The 13220-nt window shown below is 62.8% G+C and carries 12 protein-coding genes and 1 tRNA gene; 11 read left to right on the forward strand and 2 right to left on the reverse strand.

The features are described 5' to 3' along the window. Window positions 1–3 precede the first annotated feature (3 nt). From N511_RS0121875 to aroC, 3 genes are all read left to right on the forward strand, one after another. The gene (locus tag N511_RS0121875; RefSeq protein ID WP_027681216.1) at window positions 4–1911 is read left to right on the forward strand and encodes an MFS transporter; all 1908 of its coding nucleotides are present in this window, start codon (window positions 4–6) and stop codon (window positions 1909–1911) included. Between the two features lie 94 nt (window positions 1912–2005). Beyond that, window positions 2006–2419, forward strand: coding sequence for an FKBP-type peptidyl-prolyl cis-trans isomerase (locus tag N511_RS0121880; RefSeq protein WP_027681217.1), 414 nt, complete (start codon window positions 2006–2008; stop codon window positions 2417–2419). A gap of 85 nt (window positions 2420–2504) precedes the next feature. After that, a complete protein-coding gene (gene aroC / locus N511_RS0121885; RefSeq protein ID WP_027681218.1) occupies window positions 2505–3605 on the forward strand; it encodes a chorismate synthase in 1101 nt (366 codons plus the stop codon). A 67-nt stretch (window positions 3606–3672) separates the two neighbouring features. On the opposite strand, the gene N511_RS0121890 is transcribed toward aroC, so the two are convergent. Beyond that, window positions 3673–5358 (reverse strand): electron transfer flavoprotein-ubiquinone oxidoreductase, encoded by a 1686-nt coding sequence (locus N511_RS0121890; protein ID WP_027681219.1) that lies wholly within the window; start codon window positions 5356–5358, stop codon window positions 3673–3675. 223 nt (window positions 5359–5581) lie between these two features. On the opposite strand from N511_RS0121890, the gene N511_RS0121895 reads away from it, so the two are divergent. Then, window positions 5582–6367, forward strand: coding sequence for an SDR family oxidoreductase (locus N511_RS0121895; RefSeq protein ID WP_027681220.1), 786 nt, complete (start codon window positions 5582–5584; stop codon window positions 6365–6367). Window positions 6368–6380: 13 nt separating this feature from the next. Here N511_RS0121895 and N511_RS0121900 read toward each other — a convergent pair whose 3' ends face one another. Continuing rightward, window positions 6381–6926 (reverse strand): LuxR C-terminal-related transcriptional regulator, encoded by a 546-nt coding sequence (locus N511_RS0121900; protein ID WP_009240848.1) that lies wholly within the window; start codon window positions 6924–6926, stop codon window positions 6381–6383. Window positions 6927–7079: 153 nt separating this feature from the next. Here N511_RS0121900 and N511_RS0121905 point away from each other — a divergent pair, with 153 nt between their 5' ends. The 7 genes from N511_RS0121905 (at window position 7080) to N511_RS0121935 (ending at window position 13007) form a co-directional block, all read left to right on the forward strand. Continuing rightward, window positions 7080–7781, forward strand: coding sequence for a CoA transferase subunit A (locus tag N511_RS0121905; protein WP_009240847.1), 702 nt, complete (start codon window positions 7080–7082; stop codon window positions 7779–7781). A 10-nt stretch (window positions 7782–7791) separates the two neighbouring features. Beyond that, the gene (locus N511_RS0121910) at window positions 7792–8427 is read left to right on the forward strand and encodes a CoA transferase subunit B (protein ID WP_027681221.1); all 636 of its coding nucleotides are present in this window, start codon (window positions 7792–7794) and stop codon (window positions 8425–8427) included. Between the two features lie 22 nt (window positions 8428–8449). Then, window positions 8450–9229 carry a 3-hydroxybutyrate dehydrogenase gene (locus N511_RS0121915; RefSeq protein ID WP_027681222.1) on the forward strand — a complete coding sequence of 260 codons (780 nt, stop codon included), beginning with the start codon at window positions 8450–8452 and terminating at the stop codon, window positions 9227–9229. A 145-nt stretch (window positions 9230–9374) separates the two neighbouring features. Continuing rightward, window positions 9375–10244 carry an alpha/beta fold hydrolase gene (locus tag N511_RS0121920; protein WP_027681223.1) on the forward strand — a complete coding sequence of 290 codons (870 nt, stop codon included), beginning with the start codon at window positions 9375–9377 and terminating at the stop codon, window positions 10242–10244. Window positions 10245–10274: 30 nt separating this feature from the next. Beyond that, entirely contained in the window at window positions 10275–10643 is a 369-nt protein-coding gene (locus N511_RS0121925) for a RidA family protein (RefSeq protein ID WP_004636012.1), read from the forward strand. 39 nt (window positions 10644–10682) lie between these two features. Beyond that, complete coding sequence (locus tag N511_RS0121930) at window positions 10683–12908, forward strand: RelA/SpoT family protein (RefSeq protein WP_027681224.1); 2226 nt, start codon at window positions 10683–10685, stop codon at window positions 12906–12908. Between the two features lie 22 nt (window positions 12909–12930). Next, window positions 12931–13007, forward strand: a tRNA-Val gene (locus tag N511_RS0121935). Window positions 13008–13220: the final 213 nt, after the last annotated feature.

Genomic DNA, 13220 nt, shown 5'->3' on the forward strand with positions numbered 1-13220 from the left:
CCGATGAGCCAATCGAGCCAGTTTTCGCTGCTGAAGCAGCGTCGCTTTTCACCGTTCTTCTGGACCCAGTTTCTGGGCGCGATGAACGACAACGTTTTCAAGGTGGCGTTTTCCTCGTTGGTCACCTACCACGCTGCGCTGTTTGGCAATGCAGACCCGGCGTCGGCGGCATTCCTGATTTCTGCGATCTTCATTGCGCCGTTTGTGCTGCTGTCTGCCACCAGCGGGCAGATTGCCGATCGCATGGACAAGGCGCGGCTGATCCGTCTGGTGAAGACGTTGGAAATCGCCATCATGGCGATCGGCTGTGCGGGTTTTGCGCTGCGGCATGTTGAACTGCTGTACCTGTGCACGTTCTTGATGGGCGTGCACTCGACGCTGTTCGGGCCCGTGAAGTACGCCTATCTGCCTCAGCATCTGCAATCGGCAGAACTGGTGGGCGGCAACGGGTTGGTGGAAATGGGCACCTTCGTGGCCATTCTGATCGGCACCATCGGCGGTGGCGAGCTGGCCAATTACACGCGCGATGGCGAACTGATCGGCCCGATGTTCACGGGCATCGCATGCATTGTCATCGCCGTGGCCGGCTGGCTGACCGCGCGTGGTGTGCCGGTGTCGCCGGCCTCGCAGCCGGACTTGCGCATCAACTGGAACCCTATCTCTGAGACCTGGCGCAACCTGAAGCTTGCAAGCAACCAGCGCGCGGTGTTCCTGAGTCTGATGGGCATCTCGTGGCTATGGTTCGTGGGCGCGACGTTTCTGACGTCGTTCTTTGCCTTCGCGCGCAATGTGCTCGGCGGAGACCAGAACGTTGTGACACTACTGCTGGCGGTGTTTTCGGTTGGCATCGGGTTGGGTTCGGTGCTGTGCGAAAAGCTCTCGGGGCGCAGGGTGGAAATCGGCCTCGTGCCGTTCGGCTCGATCGGCATGACGGTGTTTGCGGTGGACCTGTACTTTGCCTCGCATGCCGAGGCACTGGTCGCGCACGACGTGCTGACGGGCATTTCCGGCTTTCTGCAGAACCACGGCCATTGGCGCGTGCTGGCCGATCTGTTCCTGCTAGCAATGTTTGGCGGTTTCTACAGCGTGCCGTTGTACGCGCTGATCCAGAGCCGCTGTGAGCCGACGCACCGCGCCCGCATCATTGCTGCCAACAACATCCTCAACGCGCTGTTCATGATCGCTTCAGCGGTGCTGGCGATGGTGCTGACACGCGCCGGGTTCACGATCCCGCAGTTGTTTCTCGTCACCGGCATCCTCAACGCCGTGGTGGCGATCTACATTTACTCGCTGGTGCCGGAGTTCCTGATCCGCTTTGTGATGTGGCTGCTGATCCATACCGTCTATCGTGTGAAGGTGGAGGGCTCGGAGCAGATTCCCGATGAAGGCCCGTGCCTGTTGGTCTGCAACCACGTGAGCTTCGTCGATGCCGTGGTGGTGGGCGCGTTCGTGCGCCGCCCCGTGCGTTTCGTGATGGACCACCGCATCTTCAAGGTTCCGCTGCTATCGTGGTTCTTCCGCACGGTCAAGGCGATTCCGATTGCGCCGATGCATGAAGACCCGGAGATGCTCAAACGCGCCTACGACACGATTGCCGCGGCGCTGGCGGAAGGCGAGGTCGTCTGCATCTTCCCGGAAGGCAAGATCACTGCCACGGGCGAGATGAACCCGTTCAAGGACGGCATGCGTCGCATCATCGAACGCACGCCCGTACCGGTGGTGCCGATGGCGCTGCGCGGCCTCTGGGGCAGCTTCTTCTCCCGCAAGGGCGGGGCGGCGATGTCGCGCCCGTTCCGTCGCGGTTTCCTCAATAAGCTGGAGCTGTGCATCGGCACGCCTGTGCCGGCACATGCCGTGTCGCCGGAAACGATGCAGGCCGCCGTACTGGCGCTGCGCGGCGAGCGGCTTTAGCGCGTGGCGAGCCTCCAGACTTCGATACACTGCCGATCGGCCCGCAATCGGCCTTCATACGTTTTTCTGACCTCCAACTCTCCCGTTACCTGCCATGAAACACGTTTCCCCGCTGCTGTGTGCTTCGTTGCTTGCCCTGGCTGCCGTTAGCGCGCAAGCCGCATCGCCGGCCTCCGAGACGCTGCCCTCCGGTGTGATCGTCCAGACGCTGACCAAGGGCACCGGCCCGTCGCCCAAGGCCAGTGACACGGTCAAGGTCCACTACCGCGGCACGCTGACCGACGGCAAAGAATTCGACAGCTCCTACAAGCGCGGCCAGCCGATCTCGTTCCCGCTGAATCGCGTGATTCCGTGCTGGACCGAAGGCGTGCAGAAGATGCAGGTGGGTGGCAAGGCCAAGCTGACCTGCCCGGCGGCCACCGCTTACGGCGAGCGTGGCGTTCCCGGCACCATTCCGCCCAATTCCACGCTGAACTTCGAGGTCGAGCTGCTGGGTATCGGCGGCTGATCAAGGGGCCGATAGATCGGCCTTACAATAGCGTTTTCCTGATGTTTCGCGCCGCGGCCGTCGCGGCGCTTTCCTGAGCACGATCATGTCTGGCAATACCCTGGGCCTGCTGTTTTCCGTCACCACCTTCGGCGAGTCGCATGGCCCGGCCATCGGCGCAGTCATCGATGGCTGCCCGCCCGGCATGACGCTGTCGGCAGAAGACATCCAGCCCGATCTGGACCGCCGCAAGCCCGGCACCTCGCGCCACGTTACGCAGCGCAAGGAGGAGGACCTGGTCGAGATCCTCTCCGGCGTGTACGAAGGCAAGACAACGGGCACCCCGATCTGCCTGCTGATCCGCAATACCGACCAGCGCAGCAAGGATTACAGCAACATCGCCGAGACCTTCCGTCCCGGCCATGCCGATTACACCTACTGGCACAAATACGGCATCCGCGATCCGCGCGGCGGCGGCCGTTCTTCCGCACGCTTGACGGCACCAACGGTGGCTGCAGGCGCCGTCGCCAAGAAGTGGCTGCGTGAGAAGTTCGGCGTTGAAATCCACGGCTTCATGTCGCAACTGGGCGATATCCAGATTCCGTTCGTTGACTGGAGCGAGGTGCCGAACAATCCGTTCTTCGCGCCCAATGCCGAGATCGTTCCTGAGCTGGAAACTTACATGGATGCACTGCGCAAGGACGGCGATTCCGTCGGCGCACGCATTGAAGTGGTGGCCACCGGCGTGCCCGTCGGCTGGGGCGAGCCGCTCTTCGATCGCCTGGATGCAGACATCGCCCACGCCATGATGGGACTGAATGCGGTGAAGGGCGTTGAGATCGGCGCAGGCTTCCACGCGGTCAGCCAGCGCGGCTCCGAGCATGGTGATGAGCTGACGCCGGAAGGCTTCGTCGGCAACAACGCCGGCGGCATCCTGGGCGGGATTTCGACGGGGCAGGACATCTCCGTGTCGCTCGCAATTAAGCCGACGTCGAGCATCCGTACGCCGCGCCGTTCGATCGACAAGGCGGGTGATCCGGCGGTGGTGGAAACGTTCGGCCGCCATGATCCGTGCGTTGGCATCCGTGCCACGCCGATCGCCGAGGCGCTGCTGGCGCTGGTGCTGATTGACCATGCGCTGCGCCATCGTGCGCAATGCGGCGACGTGTCGGTCGAGACGCCGGCGATTTCGGCAAAAGCTCCCTGAATCGATTCGCCCGGGCAAAAAAAAGACGGCTTCAAGCCGTCTTTTTTGTTGGGCGGTCGCCCGCCGCTTACATGCCGACGTAGTTCGGTCCGCCACCGCCTTCCGGCGTGACCCACACGATGTTCTGCGTCGGGTCCTTGATGTCGCAGGTCTTGCAGTGCACGCAGTTCTGCGCGTTGATCTGCAGGCGCTCAGTGCCTTCGTCGTTCTTGACGAATTCGTACACGCCTGCCGGGCAGTAGCGCTGCTCGGGGCCGGCAAACTGCGTCAGGTTGATGCGTGTCGGAACGGTCGGATCTTTCAGCGTCAGGTGCGCCGGCTGATTCTCTTCGTGGTTCGTGTTCGAAATGAACACCGACGACAGGCGATCGAACGTGATCTTGCCGTCCGGCTTCGGATACTCGATCTTCGGGCATTCCGATGCCGGCTTGAGCGACTGGTTATCCAACTTCGTGCCGTGCAGCGTCCAGGGCGGGTTGCTCACGCCAATCTTGGGCAGCAGCCACTGTTCGATGCCGGTCATGATCTTGCCCAGGGTCGGGCTCTTCTTGAACCACAGCTTGAAGTTGCGCGACTGGTCCAGCTCTTCCTTCAGCCAGCTCTGTTCGAAGGCGGCGGGGTAGGCGGACAGCTCGTCAGCGGAACGGCCGGCCGTCACGGCTTCGAACACGGCCTCACCGCACATCATGCCGCTCTTGATGGCCGCGTGGCTGCCCTTGATACGCGCCGCGTTCAGGTAGCCAGCATCGCAACCGACCAGTGCACCACCCGGGAACACCGTTTTCGGCAGCGCTTGCGGCGTACCGTTGTTGATGGCGCGCGCGCCATAGCCGATGCGCTTGCCGCCTTCGATGTGTGCGCGGATGGCGGGGTGAGCCTTCCAGCGCTGCATCTCTTCGAACGGGCTCATCCACGGGTTCTTGTAGTCCAGCCCAATCACAAAGCCCAGCGTGACCTTGTTGTCTTCCAGGTGATACAGGAAGCCGCCGCCGAAGGTGTCGTCTTCCATCGGCCAGCCTGCGGTGTGGACCACTAGGCCGGGCTTGGCCTTGGCCGGATCGATTTCCCAGAGTTCCTTGATGCCGATGGCGAAGGTCTGCGGGTCTTTGCCGGCGTTGAGCTTGAATTTCTCCAGCAACTGGCGGCCCAGATGGCCGCGCGCGCCTTCCGCGAAGATGGTGTACTTGCCGAGCAGTTCCATGCCGAGCTGGAAGTTCTCGGTGGGCTCGCCGTCCTTGCCGATGCCCATGTTGCCGGTGGCCACACCACGCACGGCGCCCTTGTCGTCATACAGCACTTCGGCTGCGGCAAAGCCCGGGAAAATTTCCACGCCCAGCGCTTCGGCCTGCGTGGCCATCCACTTCACCACGTTCGACAGCGAGATGACGTAGCAGCCGTCGTTGTGGAAATTGCGCGGCACAAGCCAGTCAGGCGTGCGCTTGGCGTCGGTTTCGCTCAGGAATAGCACGTCGTCGCCAGTGACCGGCTGGTTGAGCGGGGCGCCGTCGGCCTTCCAGTTGGGGAGCAGTTCGGTGATCGCGCGCGGGTCCATCACCGCGCCCGACAAAATGTGGGCACCGGGCTCGGAACCTTTTTCCAGCACGACGACGGACACGTCCTTGCCCGTCTCGGCAGCCAGTTGCTTGATGCGAATCGCTGTCGCCAGGCCGGCGGGGCCACCGCCGACGATCACGACGTCATACTCCATGGACTCTCGCGGGCCGTATTGTTCGAGGAGCTGCTGCTGGTTCATAAGTGTCTCTTCGCTGCTTTGGGGACAGTTAGGGGCGTTTGCTTATTGGTATGACGGATTGCTGCATTAGAATTTTCCGCATTGTCCGGGACACGCCCGGATGCGGCAAGGGAAATTTCTGAACGATCGTTCGATTTTTTGCTAAGCTGCGCTCAAATCACATGCCGATGTTGCTTCCGAGCAGCCGGGCGCCTGCCAAACCAACACACGGGGAACACGCATCATGGGTCTGTCGATCAATCTGGAAGGCAAAGTCGCGCTGATCACCGGCGCATCGAGCGGTCTGGGCGCGCGTTTCGCCCACACGCTGGCCGCCGCGGGCGCGAAGGTCGTCTTGGCCTCGCGCCGTGTGGAGCGCCTGAAGGAGCTGCGCGCCGACATCGAATCCAAAGGCGGCAGCGCCCACGTGGTCCGCCTGGACGTGACGGATCCCGACAGCATTCGCGCGGCCGTCGCACACGCTGAAACCGAGGCTGGCACCATCGACATCCTCGTCAACAACTCGGGGGTTTCGACCACGCAACGCATGGTCGATGTCACGCCCGATGATTTCGATTTCGTGTTCGATACCAACACGCGTGGCGCCTTCTTCGTGGCGCAGGAAACGGCCAAGCGCATGATTGCCCGGGCCAAGGGCGCGGAGAAGAACGGCTCGCCGCTGCCGCAATCGCGCATCGTCAACATCGCGTCGGTGGCGGGGCTGAAGGTGCTGTCGCAGATTGGCGTGTATTGCATGAGCAAGGCTGCCGTGGTGCACATGACCAAGGCCATGGCGCTGGAGTGGGGCCGTTACGGCATCAATACGAACGCGATTTGCCCGGGGTATATCGATACCGAGATCAACCATCACCATTGGGAAACCGAGCCCGGCCAGAAGCTGGTGCAGATGCTGCCGCGCAAGCGCGTGGGCAAGCCGGAAGACCTGGATGGGCTGATTCTGCTGCTGGCGTCGGATCAGTCCGATTTCATCAATGGCGCGGTCATCAACGCCGACGACGGCATGGTGTAACGCTTCAGCAGCCTTAATGCCCCATCAGCCGCTGCACAAGTTCGAGTGAGGTGTTGGCGGCGTACTTCTTCATCAGCCGCGCGCGATAGATTTCAACCGTGCGCGGACTGATTTCCAGCTGTTTGCCGATCTGCTTGCTCGTCTTGCCCTCGACCAATTGAGCGGCGATGTCGCGTTCGCGCGGTGTGAGCGCTGCCGTGACCGGGCGGTGCGCTGACAGATCTTCGAACGTCCAGATACCTTCGCCCAGCGGTTTCGCGCGGTCCAGTGCGCGGCCCGTGACGTGGCACCAGAACAGTTCGCCATTGGCGCGCTTCATGATGCGTTCGTCGGAGTAGCTGCCGCGTGCATTCATGACGGGGATGATGCGCGCACCGGTGCGTTCGTATTCGTCATGCGTTGGATAGAGCAGCTCGAACGATTGCCCCATCATGGTCGTGCGTGGGTGACCGAAGATGCGGGCGGCTTCGTCGTTGACGTCGAGCATCACCCGCTCGCGGGACATCACCATGCCGACAGGGGCAAGCTGGAACGCAGTCTGGTAGTCGAGGGCGGGCATATGTATTCGTACGTATTGCTGCGTCGCGCGACGCTTGCGTATTCTCGCCAGATTGTATCGTTACTATTTTCCGGCGCTGCACCGCACAAACCCCAAGTGTGCGTGCGGTCAAAACCCGGCCGGATTCGTTGGACCACCAAGGAAGGAGCACGCATGAACAAAATCTTCGCCAGCGCCAGCGAGGCGCTCGCGGGCGTCGTCAAGGACGGCCAGACCATCGCCGTGGGCGGCTTCGGCCTGTGCGGCATTCCGGAAGCGCTGATCGCCGCGCTGCGCGATTCGGGCGTCAAGAATCTCACCTGCATTTCCAACAACGCGGGCGTCGACGGTTTCGGCCTTGGCCTGCTGCTGGAAACGCGCCAAATCAAAAAGATGATTTCGTCCTACGTGGGCGAAAACAAGGAGTTCGAGCGCCAGTATCTGGCCGGTGAACTCGAGTTGGAATTCACCCCGCAAGGCACGTTGGCTGAAAAGCTGCGCGCTGGCGGCGCCGGCATCCCGGCATTCTTCACGAAGACCGGCGTCGGCACGCTGGTTGCCGAAGGCAAGGAGCTGCGCGAGTTTGACGGCGAGACGTACGTCATGGAGCGCTCGCTGGTGCCCGATGTGGCGCTGGTGAAAGCGCAGGTGGCCGACAAGTCCGGCAACCTGCGTTTCAACCTGACCGCGCGCAACTTCAACCCCGCTGCCGCAACTGCCGGCAAGATCTGCATCGTCGAGGTCGAAGAGATCGTCGAGGTGGGCGAGCTTGCGCCGGACGACATCCATCTGCCCGGCATCTACGTGCACCGCATCGTGCTGAATGCCACGCCCGAAAAGCGCATCGAAAAGCGCACCATCCGCGCAGCCAACTAAGGAGACCGACATGGCCTGGACACAAGACCAAATGGCGGCGCGCGCTGCCCAGGAGTTGCAAGACGGTTTCTACGTCAACCTTGGCATCGGCATCCCGACGCTGGTTGCGAACCACACCGGCGACAAGGAAGTCTGGCTGCAAAGCGAAAACGGCATGCTTGGCATCGGCCCGTTCCCCACGGAAGAGGAAGTGGATGCCGACCTGATCAACGCAGGCAAGCAGACCGTGACCACGCTGCCCGGCAGCGCGATCTTCGGCAGCGACCAGAGCTTTGCGATGATTCGCGGCGGCAAGATCAACCTGTCGATTCTCGGTGCGATGCAGGTGAGCGAGACGGGCGACCTCGCCAACTGGATGATCCCCGGCAAGATGGTCAAGGGCATGGGCGGCGCGATGGACCTCGTGGCGGGTGTCAAGCGCGTGATCGTGCTGATGGAGCACACCGCCAAGAAGAAGGACGGCACCGAAGACCTGAAGATCCTGCCCAAGTGCACATTGCCGCTGACGGGCGTGGGCGTGGTGGATCGCATCATTACGGACCTCGGCGTGATCGACGTGACCGAGCAGGGCCTGAAGCTGATCGAAACCGCGCCGGGCGTTTCCCGCGAAGAGGTCCAGGCCAAGACTGGCGTCAACCTGCTGTAATCGTCGACATCCGGAGACACGCATGCTGCAAGGAAAAACCGCCCTCGTCACGGGCTCGACCAGCGGGATCGGTCTGGGTATCGCCTGCTCGCTGGCCGCGCAGGGCGCCAACATCATCATGAACGGCTTTGGCGACGTGGAAGCGCCCAAGGCGCAGATCGCGGCCGCTGGCAAGAATGCCATCCGCATCGGATACCACGGCGCCGACATGAGCAAGCCGGCCGAGATCGAAGCGATGTTCGCCTACGCCGATGCAGAATTCGGTGGCGTGGACATCCTCGTCAACAACGCCGGCATCCAGTACGTGGCCAACGTGGAAGATTTCCCGACCGAGCGCTGGGACGCCATCATCGCCATCAACCTCACCTCGGCTTTCCACACGACGCGGCTTGCCGTGCCGGGCATGAAGCGCAAGAACTGGGGCCGCATCATCAACGTCGCTTCGGCGCATGGGCTGGTGGCGTCGGCGCAGAAGTCGGCGTACGTGGCAGCCAAGCACGGTATCGTCGGCTTCACCAAGTCGGTGGCGCTGGAGACGGCGCAGACGGGCATCACGTCCAACGCGATCTGCCCGGGCTGGGTGCTGACGCCACTGGTGCAGAAGCAGATCGATGCGCGTGCCGAGAAGGAGGGCCTGTCCGCGCTCGAAGCCAAGAAGGATCTGCTGATGGAAAAGCAACCCTCGGGCGAGTTCGTCACGCCGGACCAGCTGGGTGCGCTGGCAGTGTTCCTCTGCAGCGATGCGGCTGAGCAGGTGCGTGGCGTGGCCTGGAACATGGATGGTGGCTGGGTCGCGCAGTAAGCTGAGTCGCCTTTCGGAAAAGCCTCGCTCCGGCGAGGCTTTTTTGTTTTGGACCGCCGCGGATGTCTGCTGCGCCGCCGCATGCCTGCGGGGCCGCGTACAATCAGGCTTCGCTGTCTCCGTCATTCACGTGTAGGAGTTGTTCATGCCAGTTTCGCCGCGCCTTGCCTTCGTGCAGTGCCTGAGTCCGTCCGGCTTGCACCGGATGGCGTATCACGAGTGGGGCGACTCGCAGAATCCGCGCGTGCTCGTTTGCGTGCATGGCCTCTCGCGCACCGGGCGTGATTTCGACGTGCTGGCGCAGGCGCTGTGCAACGACTATCGCGTCATCTGTCCGGATGTGGTGGGCCGCGGGCGCTCCGATTGGCTGGCCGATCCGAAGGGCTATGTGCTGCAGCAGTACGCGTCCGACATGGTGACGTTGCTCGCGCGCCTGAATGCCGAGTCCGTCGACTGGTTCGGTACCTCGATGGGTGGCCTGATCGGCATTGGCCTGGCAGGCTTGCCGAAATCGCCGATCCGCAAGCTGCTGCTCAACGATGTGGGCCCGCGCGTCACGGAATCGTCGTTGACGCGCATCGGTGCTTATCTCGGACTGAACGTCCGCTTCAAGACGTTCGATGAAGGGCTGGCCTACCTCAAGACGATCAGCGCTTCATTCGGCCCGCACACGCCGGAGCAATGGCGTGAGTTGAACACGGCGATCCTGAAGCCGCAGGGCGGCGAGTGGATCCTGCATTACGATCCGCGCCTGGCCGAGCCGTTCAAGAACACCACGCCCGAAGTGGTCGCGGCCGGCGAGGCGATGCTCTGGAAGCTGTTCGAGGCGATTCCCGGCGAGGTGCTGGTGGTGCGCGGCGCGCATTCCGATTTGCTCACGCGCGAGACCGTCGAAGCCATGATGCAGCGCGGCCAACATGTGAACACGGTGGAAATTCCCGATGTGGGCCACGCGCCGACCTTCGTCCAGCCGGATCAGGTGGCGATCGCCCGCAAGTTCTTCCTCGGTCAATGACCGTTTGTCCGACCCCATTCGATTTGCAAGATGAGCACTGAACTGAAACGTTACAACGTCGAACATCGCTATTCGGACGCTGCTGTCTATAACGGCGTCGTCTACGTGGCCGGCCAAGTGCCCGAGACCACGCTGGACGCCGGCATTGCCGAGCAGACGGCGGAAGTGCTCGCCATCATTGATCGCGTGCTGGCCGCCAACGACAGCGACAAGACGCGCATCCTGATGTGCCAGATCTTCCTCAAAGACATCAGCGAGATTGGCGAGATGAACAAGGTGTGGGACCAGTGGGTCGCCGCCGATTCCAAGAACTCGCCGCCGCGCGCCACCGTTGAAGCCGCGCTGGCCAATCCGAAGTACCGCATCGAAATCGTCGTGACGGCCGCACAGAAAAGCTGAGCCCGTCACGCAACAGGCCAGACGCAAGCAGGACGCATCATGGAGAACAAGACCGAACGGCCGGCCGAGGGGTCCGGATCGACGGCAGAGCAGGTCGCTCGGGCGATCGAATACCTCGTGGCGAATGCCGCGGACAGCGTCACGCTGACCGGCGAGCCGCTGGAGTCGCACGCGCGCGGCACGATCGCCATCCTTGAAGGGCTGCGCGTCGATACGCCGTCGTTGCAGGCGGCCGCGCTGTTTCTGTTGCCGACGCTGGCAATGGACAACGAAAAGGCGCTCGAGCCCGCGTTCGGGGCCGAGGTCGTGAAGCTTGTGCACGATGTGCGGCAACTGCTGCGCATTGGCGCCATTGCCGGCCTCGTCAGCCCGACCGACGCCAGCGTCACGCGCAAGAACGAAGCCGAAGCACGCCGCGCGCAAGTCGAGGCGTTGCGCAAGATGTTGCTCGCGTTCGCGCAGGACATTCGCGTGGTGCTGATCCGGCTGGCGTCCCGGTTGCAGTCGCTGCGCTGGCTGGCGCAGACGAAGCGCTCGGCGCCGGAAGGCATGGCGCGCGAGACGCTGGATATCTACGCGCCGCTCGCAAACCGCCTGGGCATCTGGCAGCTGAAGTGGGAGCTTGAAGACCTCGGCTTCCGCTTTGAGGACCCCGATACCTACAAGCGCATCGCCCGCCTGCTGGACGAAAAGCGCATCGAGCGCGAGAAGTTCATCGGCCAGGCCATCGAACAACTCCAAAAGACCTTGCACGATGCCGGCATTCAGGCGGAGGTCAGCGGGCGGCCCAAGCACATCTACAGCATCTGGAAGAAGATGCGCGGCAAGGAACTCGACTTTGCCGATCTGTACGACGTGCGCGCCTTCCGCGTCATCGTCGACGACATCAAGGATTGCTACACGGTGCTCGGTTTCGTGCACCACATGTGGCAGCCGATCCCGAAGGAATTCGACGACTACATCTCGCGTCCGAAGGCCAATGGCTACATGTCGCTGCACACGGTGGTGATCGGCGACGACGGCCGCGCGCTCGAAGTGCAGATCCGTACGCGCGAGATGCACCATTTTGCCGAGTACGGCGTGGCGGCGCACTGGCGCTACAAGGAGGCCGGCAGCAAAGGCTACGCCGGGCAGTTCTCCGCCAGCGAACGCTACGACGAGAAGATCGCCTGGCTGCGCCAATTGCTCGCCTGGAAAGATGACGCCGAGCACACCGTCGCGCACGAGGATTCCCCGTGGGAGCAGCTCAAGCACACCGAGCTGGACGATCACATCTACGTGCTGACGCCGCAGGCGCGCGTGATCGCGTTGCCGCAAGGCGCGACGCCGGTCGACTTCGCTTATTACCTGCACAGCGATCTCGGCCACCGCTGCCGCGGCGCACGCGTCGATGGCACGATGGTGCCGCTGAACACGCCGCTCAAGAACGGCCAGACGGTCGAGATCGTCACCGTCAAGCAGGGCGGCCCGTCGCGCGATTGGCTGAACACCGAGCTGCACTATCTGGTCAGCCCGCGTGCCCGCACGAAGGTGCGCGCATGGTTCAACGCGATGGAGCTGGAAGAGACGCTCGCCCAGGGCCGCGCGCTCATCGACAAGACGCTGCAGCGCGAAGGGAAGACCGCCGTCAACCTGGAAGAGCTGGCCGCCAAGCTCGGCTACAAGACGCCGGATGATCTGTACGCTGTCGTCGCCAAGGACGAGCTGAGCCTGCGCCGTATCGAAGCGGTCTTGCGCTCGGATGGGGCGCCGCCGCCGGCACCCGTCGACGACGAAGCCGCCATCACCAAGAAAAGCCGCGCCACCAGCGTGGCCCGTGGCGCCAAGAGCGGTGTGCTCGTGGTGGGTGTTGATTCGCTCCTCACGCAGATGTCGCGTTGCTGCAAGCCTGCACCGCCGGACCCCATCGTCGGCTTTGTCACGCGTGGCCGTGGTGTCTCGATCCACCGACAGAGTTGCGCGACGTTCCAGCAACTGGCCGCCCGGGCGCCGGGCCGTGTGATCCAGACGGAGTGGGGTCAACGCAGCGATTCGGTCTATCCGATCGACATCCAGGTCGAAGCGCTGGACCGGCAGGGCTTGTTGCGCGACATCTCGGAAATCCTCTCGCGAGAGAAGATCAACGTGACCGGCGTGCGCACGCTGTCGAGCAAAGGCGTCGCGAAAATGCAGTTCACTGCGGAGGTGTCAGAGGCGACGCAGCTGCAGCGCGCGCTGACTTTGATCGAAGAAGTGCAAGGGGTATTGACAGCCAGAAGGAAGTGACGGTATAGTCTTGTTCTTCGGCAGGCTCGTAGCTCAGCTGGTTAGAGCACCACCTTGACATGGTGGGGGTCGTTGGTTCGAGTCCAATCGAGCCTACCAACGCATTTAGCAGGACGCGTCGGGTAGGGTGTCCAAGCCGTCATCCTCGTAATTCCCGGGTTTGTCCCGTACAACTGAACACAGGGCGAAATATGATTCAGGCACCGCGAACTACAACCGCTTCGGAGCGACAGTAGTCAAGGTGCGTTTTTCGCCCTTTGCGGTCTGCCCAAGCGGTAGATGACGCAAATGAAAACGCGGCCTTGGCCGCGT

The sequence above is a fragment of the Ralstonia sp. UNC404CL21Col genome, assembly GCF_000620465.1.
GTDB lineage: Bacteria > Pseudomonadota > Gammaproteobacteria > Burkholderiales > Burkholderiaceae > Ralstonia > Ralstonia flatus.

What these genes read in the sequence shown, in the direction of transcription:
- N511_RS0121895 (WP_027681220.1), top strand. Translation starts at nt 5,582, where the DNA reads ATGGGTCTGTCGATCAATCTGGAAGGCAAAGTCGCGCTGATCACCGGC.
- N511_RS0121875 (WP_027681216.1), top strand. Translation starts at nt 4, where the DNA reads ATGAGCCAATCGAGCCAGTTTTCGCTGCTGAAGCAGCGTCGCTTTTCA.
- aroC (WP_027681218.1), top strand. Translation starts at nt 2,505, where the DNA reads ATGTCTGGCAATACCCTGGGCCTGCTGTTTTCCGTCACCACCTTCGGC.
- N511_RS0121880 (WP_027681217.1), top strand. Translation starts at nt 2,006, where the DNA reads ATGAAACACGTTTCCCCGCTGCTGTGTGCTTCGTTGCTTGCCCTGGCT.
- N511_RS0121920 (WP_027681223.1), top strand. Translation starts at nt 9,375, where the DNA reads ATGCCAGTTTCGCCGCGCCTTGCCTTCGTGCAGTGCCTGAGTCCGTCC.
- N511_RS0121925 (WP_004636012.1), top strand. Translation starts at nt 10,275, where the DNA reads ATGAGCACTGAACTGAAACGTTACAACGTCGAACATCGCTATTCGGAC.
- N511_RS0121890 (WP_027681219.1), bottom strand. Translation starts at nt 5,358, where the DNA reads ATGAACCAGCAGCAGCTCCTCGAACAATACGGCCCGCGAGAGTCCATG.
- N511_RS0121905 (WP_009240847.1), top strand. Translation starts at nt 7,080, where the DNA reads ATGAACAAAATCTTCGCCAGCGCCAGCGAGGCGCTCGCGGGCGTCGTC.
- N511_RS0121930 (WP_027681224.1), top strand. Translation starts at nt 10,683, where the DNA reads ATGGAGAACAAGACCGAACGGCCGGCCGAGGGGTCCGGATCGACGGCA.
- N511_RS0121910 (WP_027681221.1), top strand. Translation starts at nt 7,792, where the DNA reads ATGGCCTGGACACAAGACCAAATGGCGGCGCGCGCTGCCCAGGAGTTG.
- N511_RS0121915 (WP_027681222.1), top strand. Translation starts at nt 8,450, where the DNA reads ATGCTGCAAGGAAAAACCGCCCTCGTCACGGGCTCGACCAGCGGGATC.
- N511_RS0121900 (WP_009240848.1), bottom strand. Translation starts at nt 6,926, where the DNA reads ATGCCCGCCCTCGACTACCAGACTGCGTTCCAGCTTGCCCCTGTCGGC.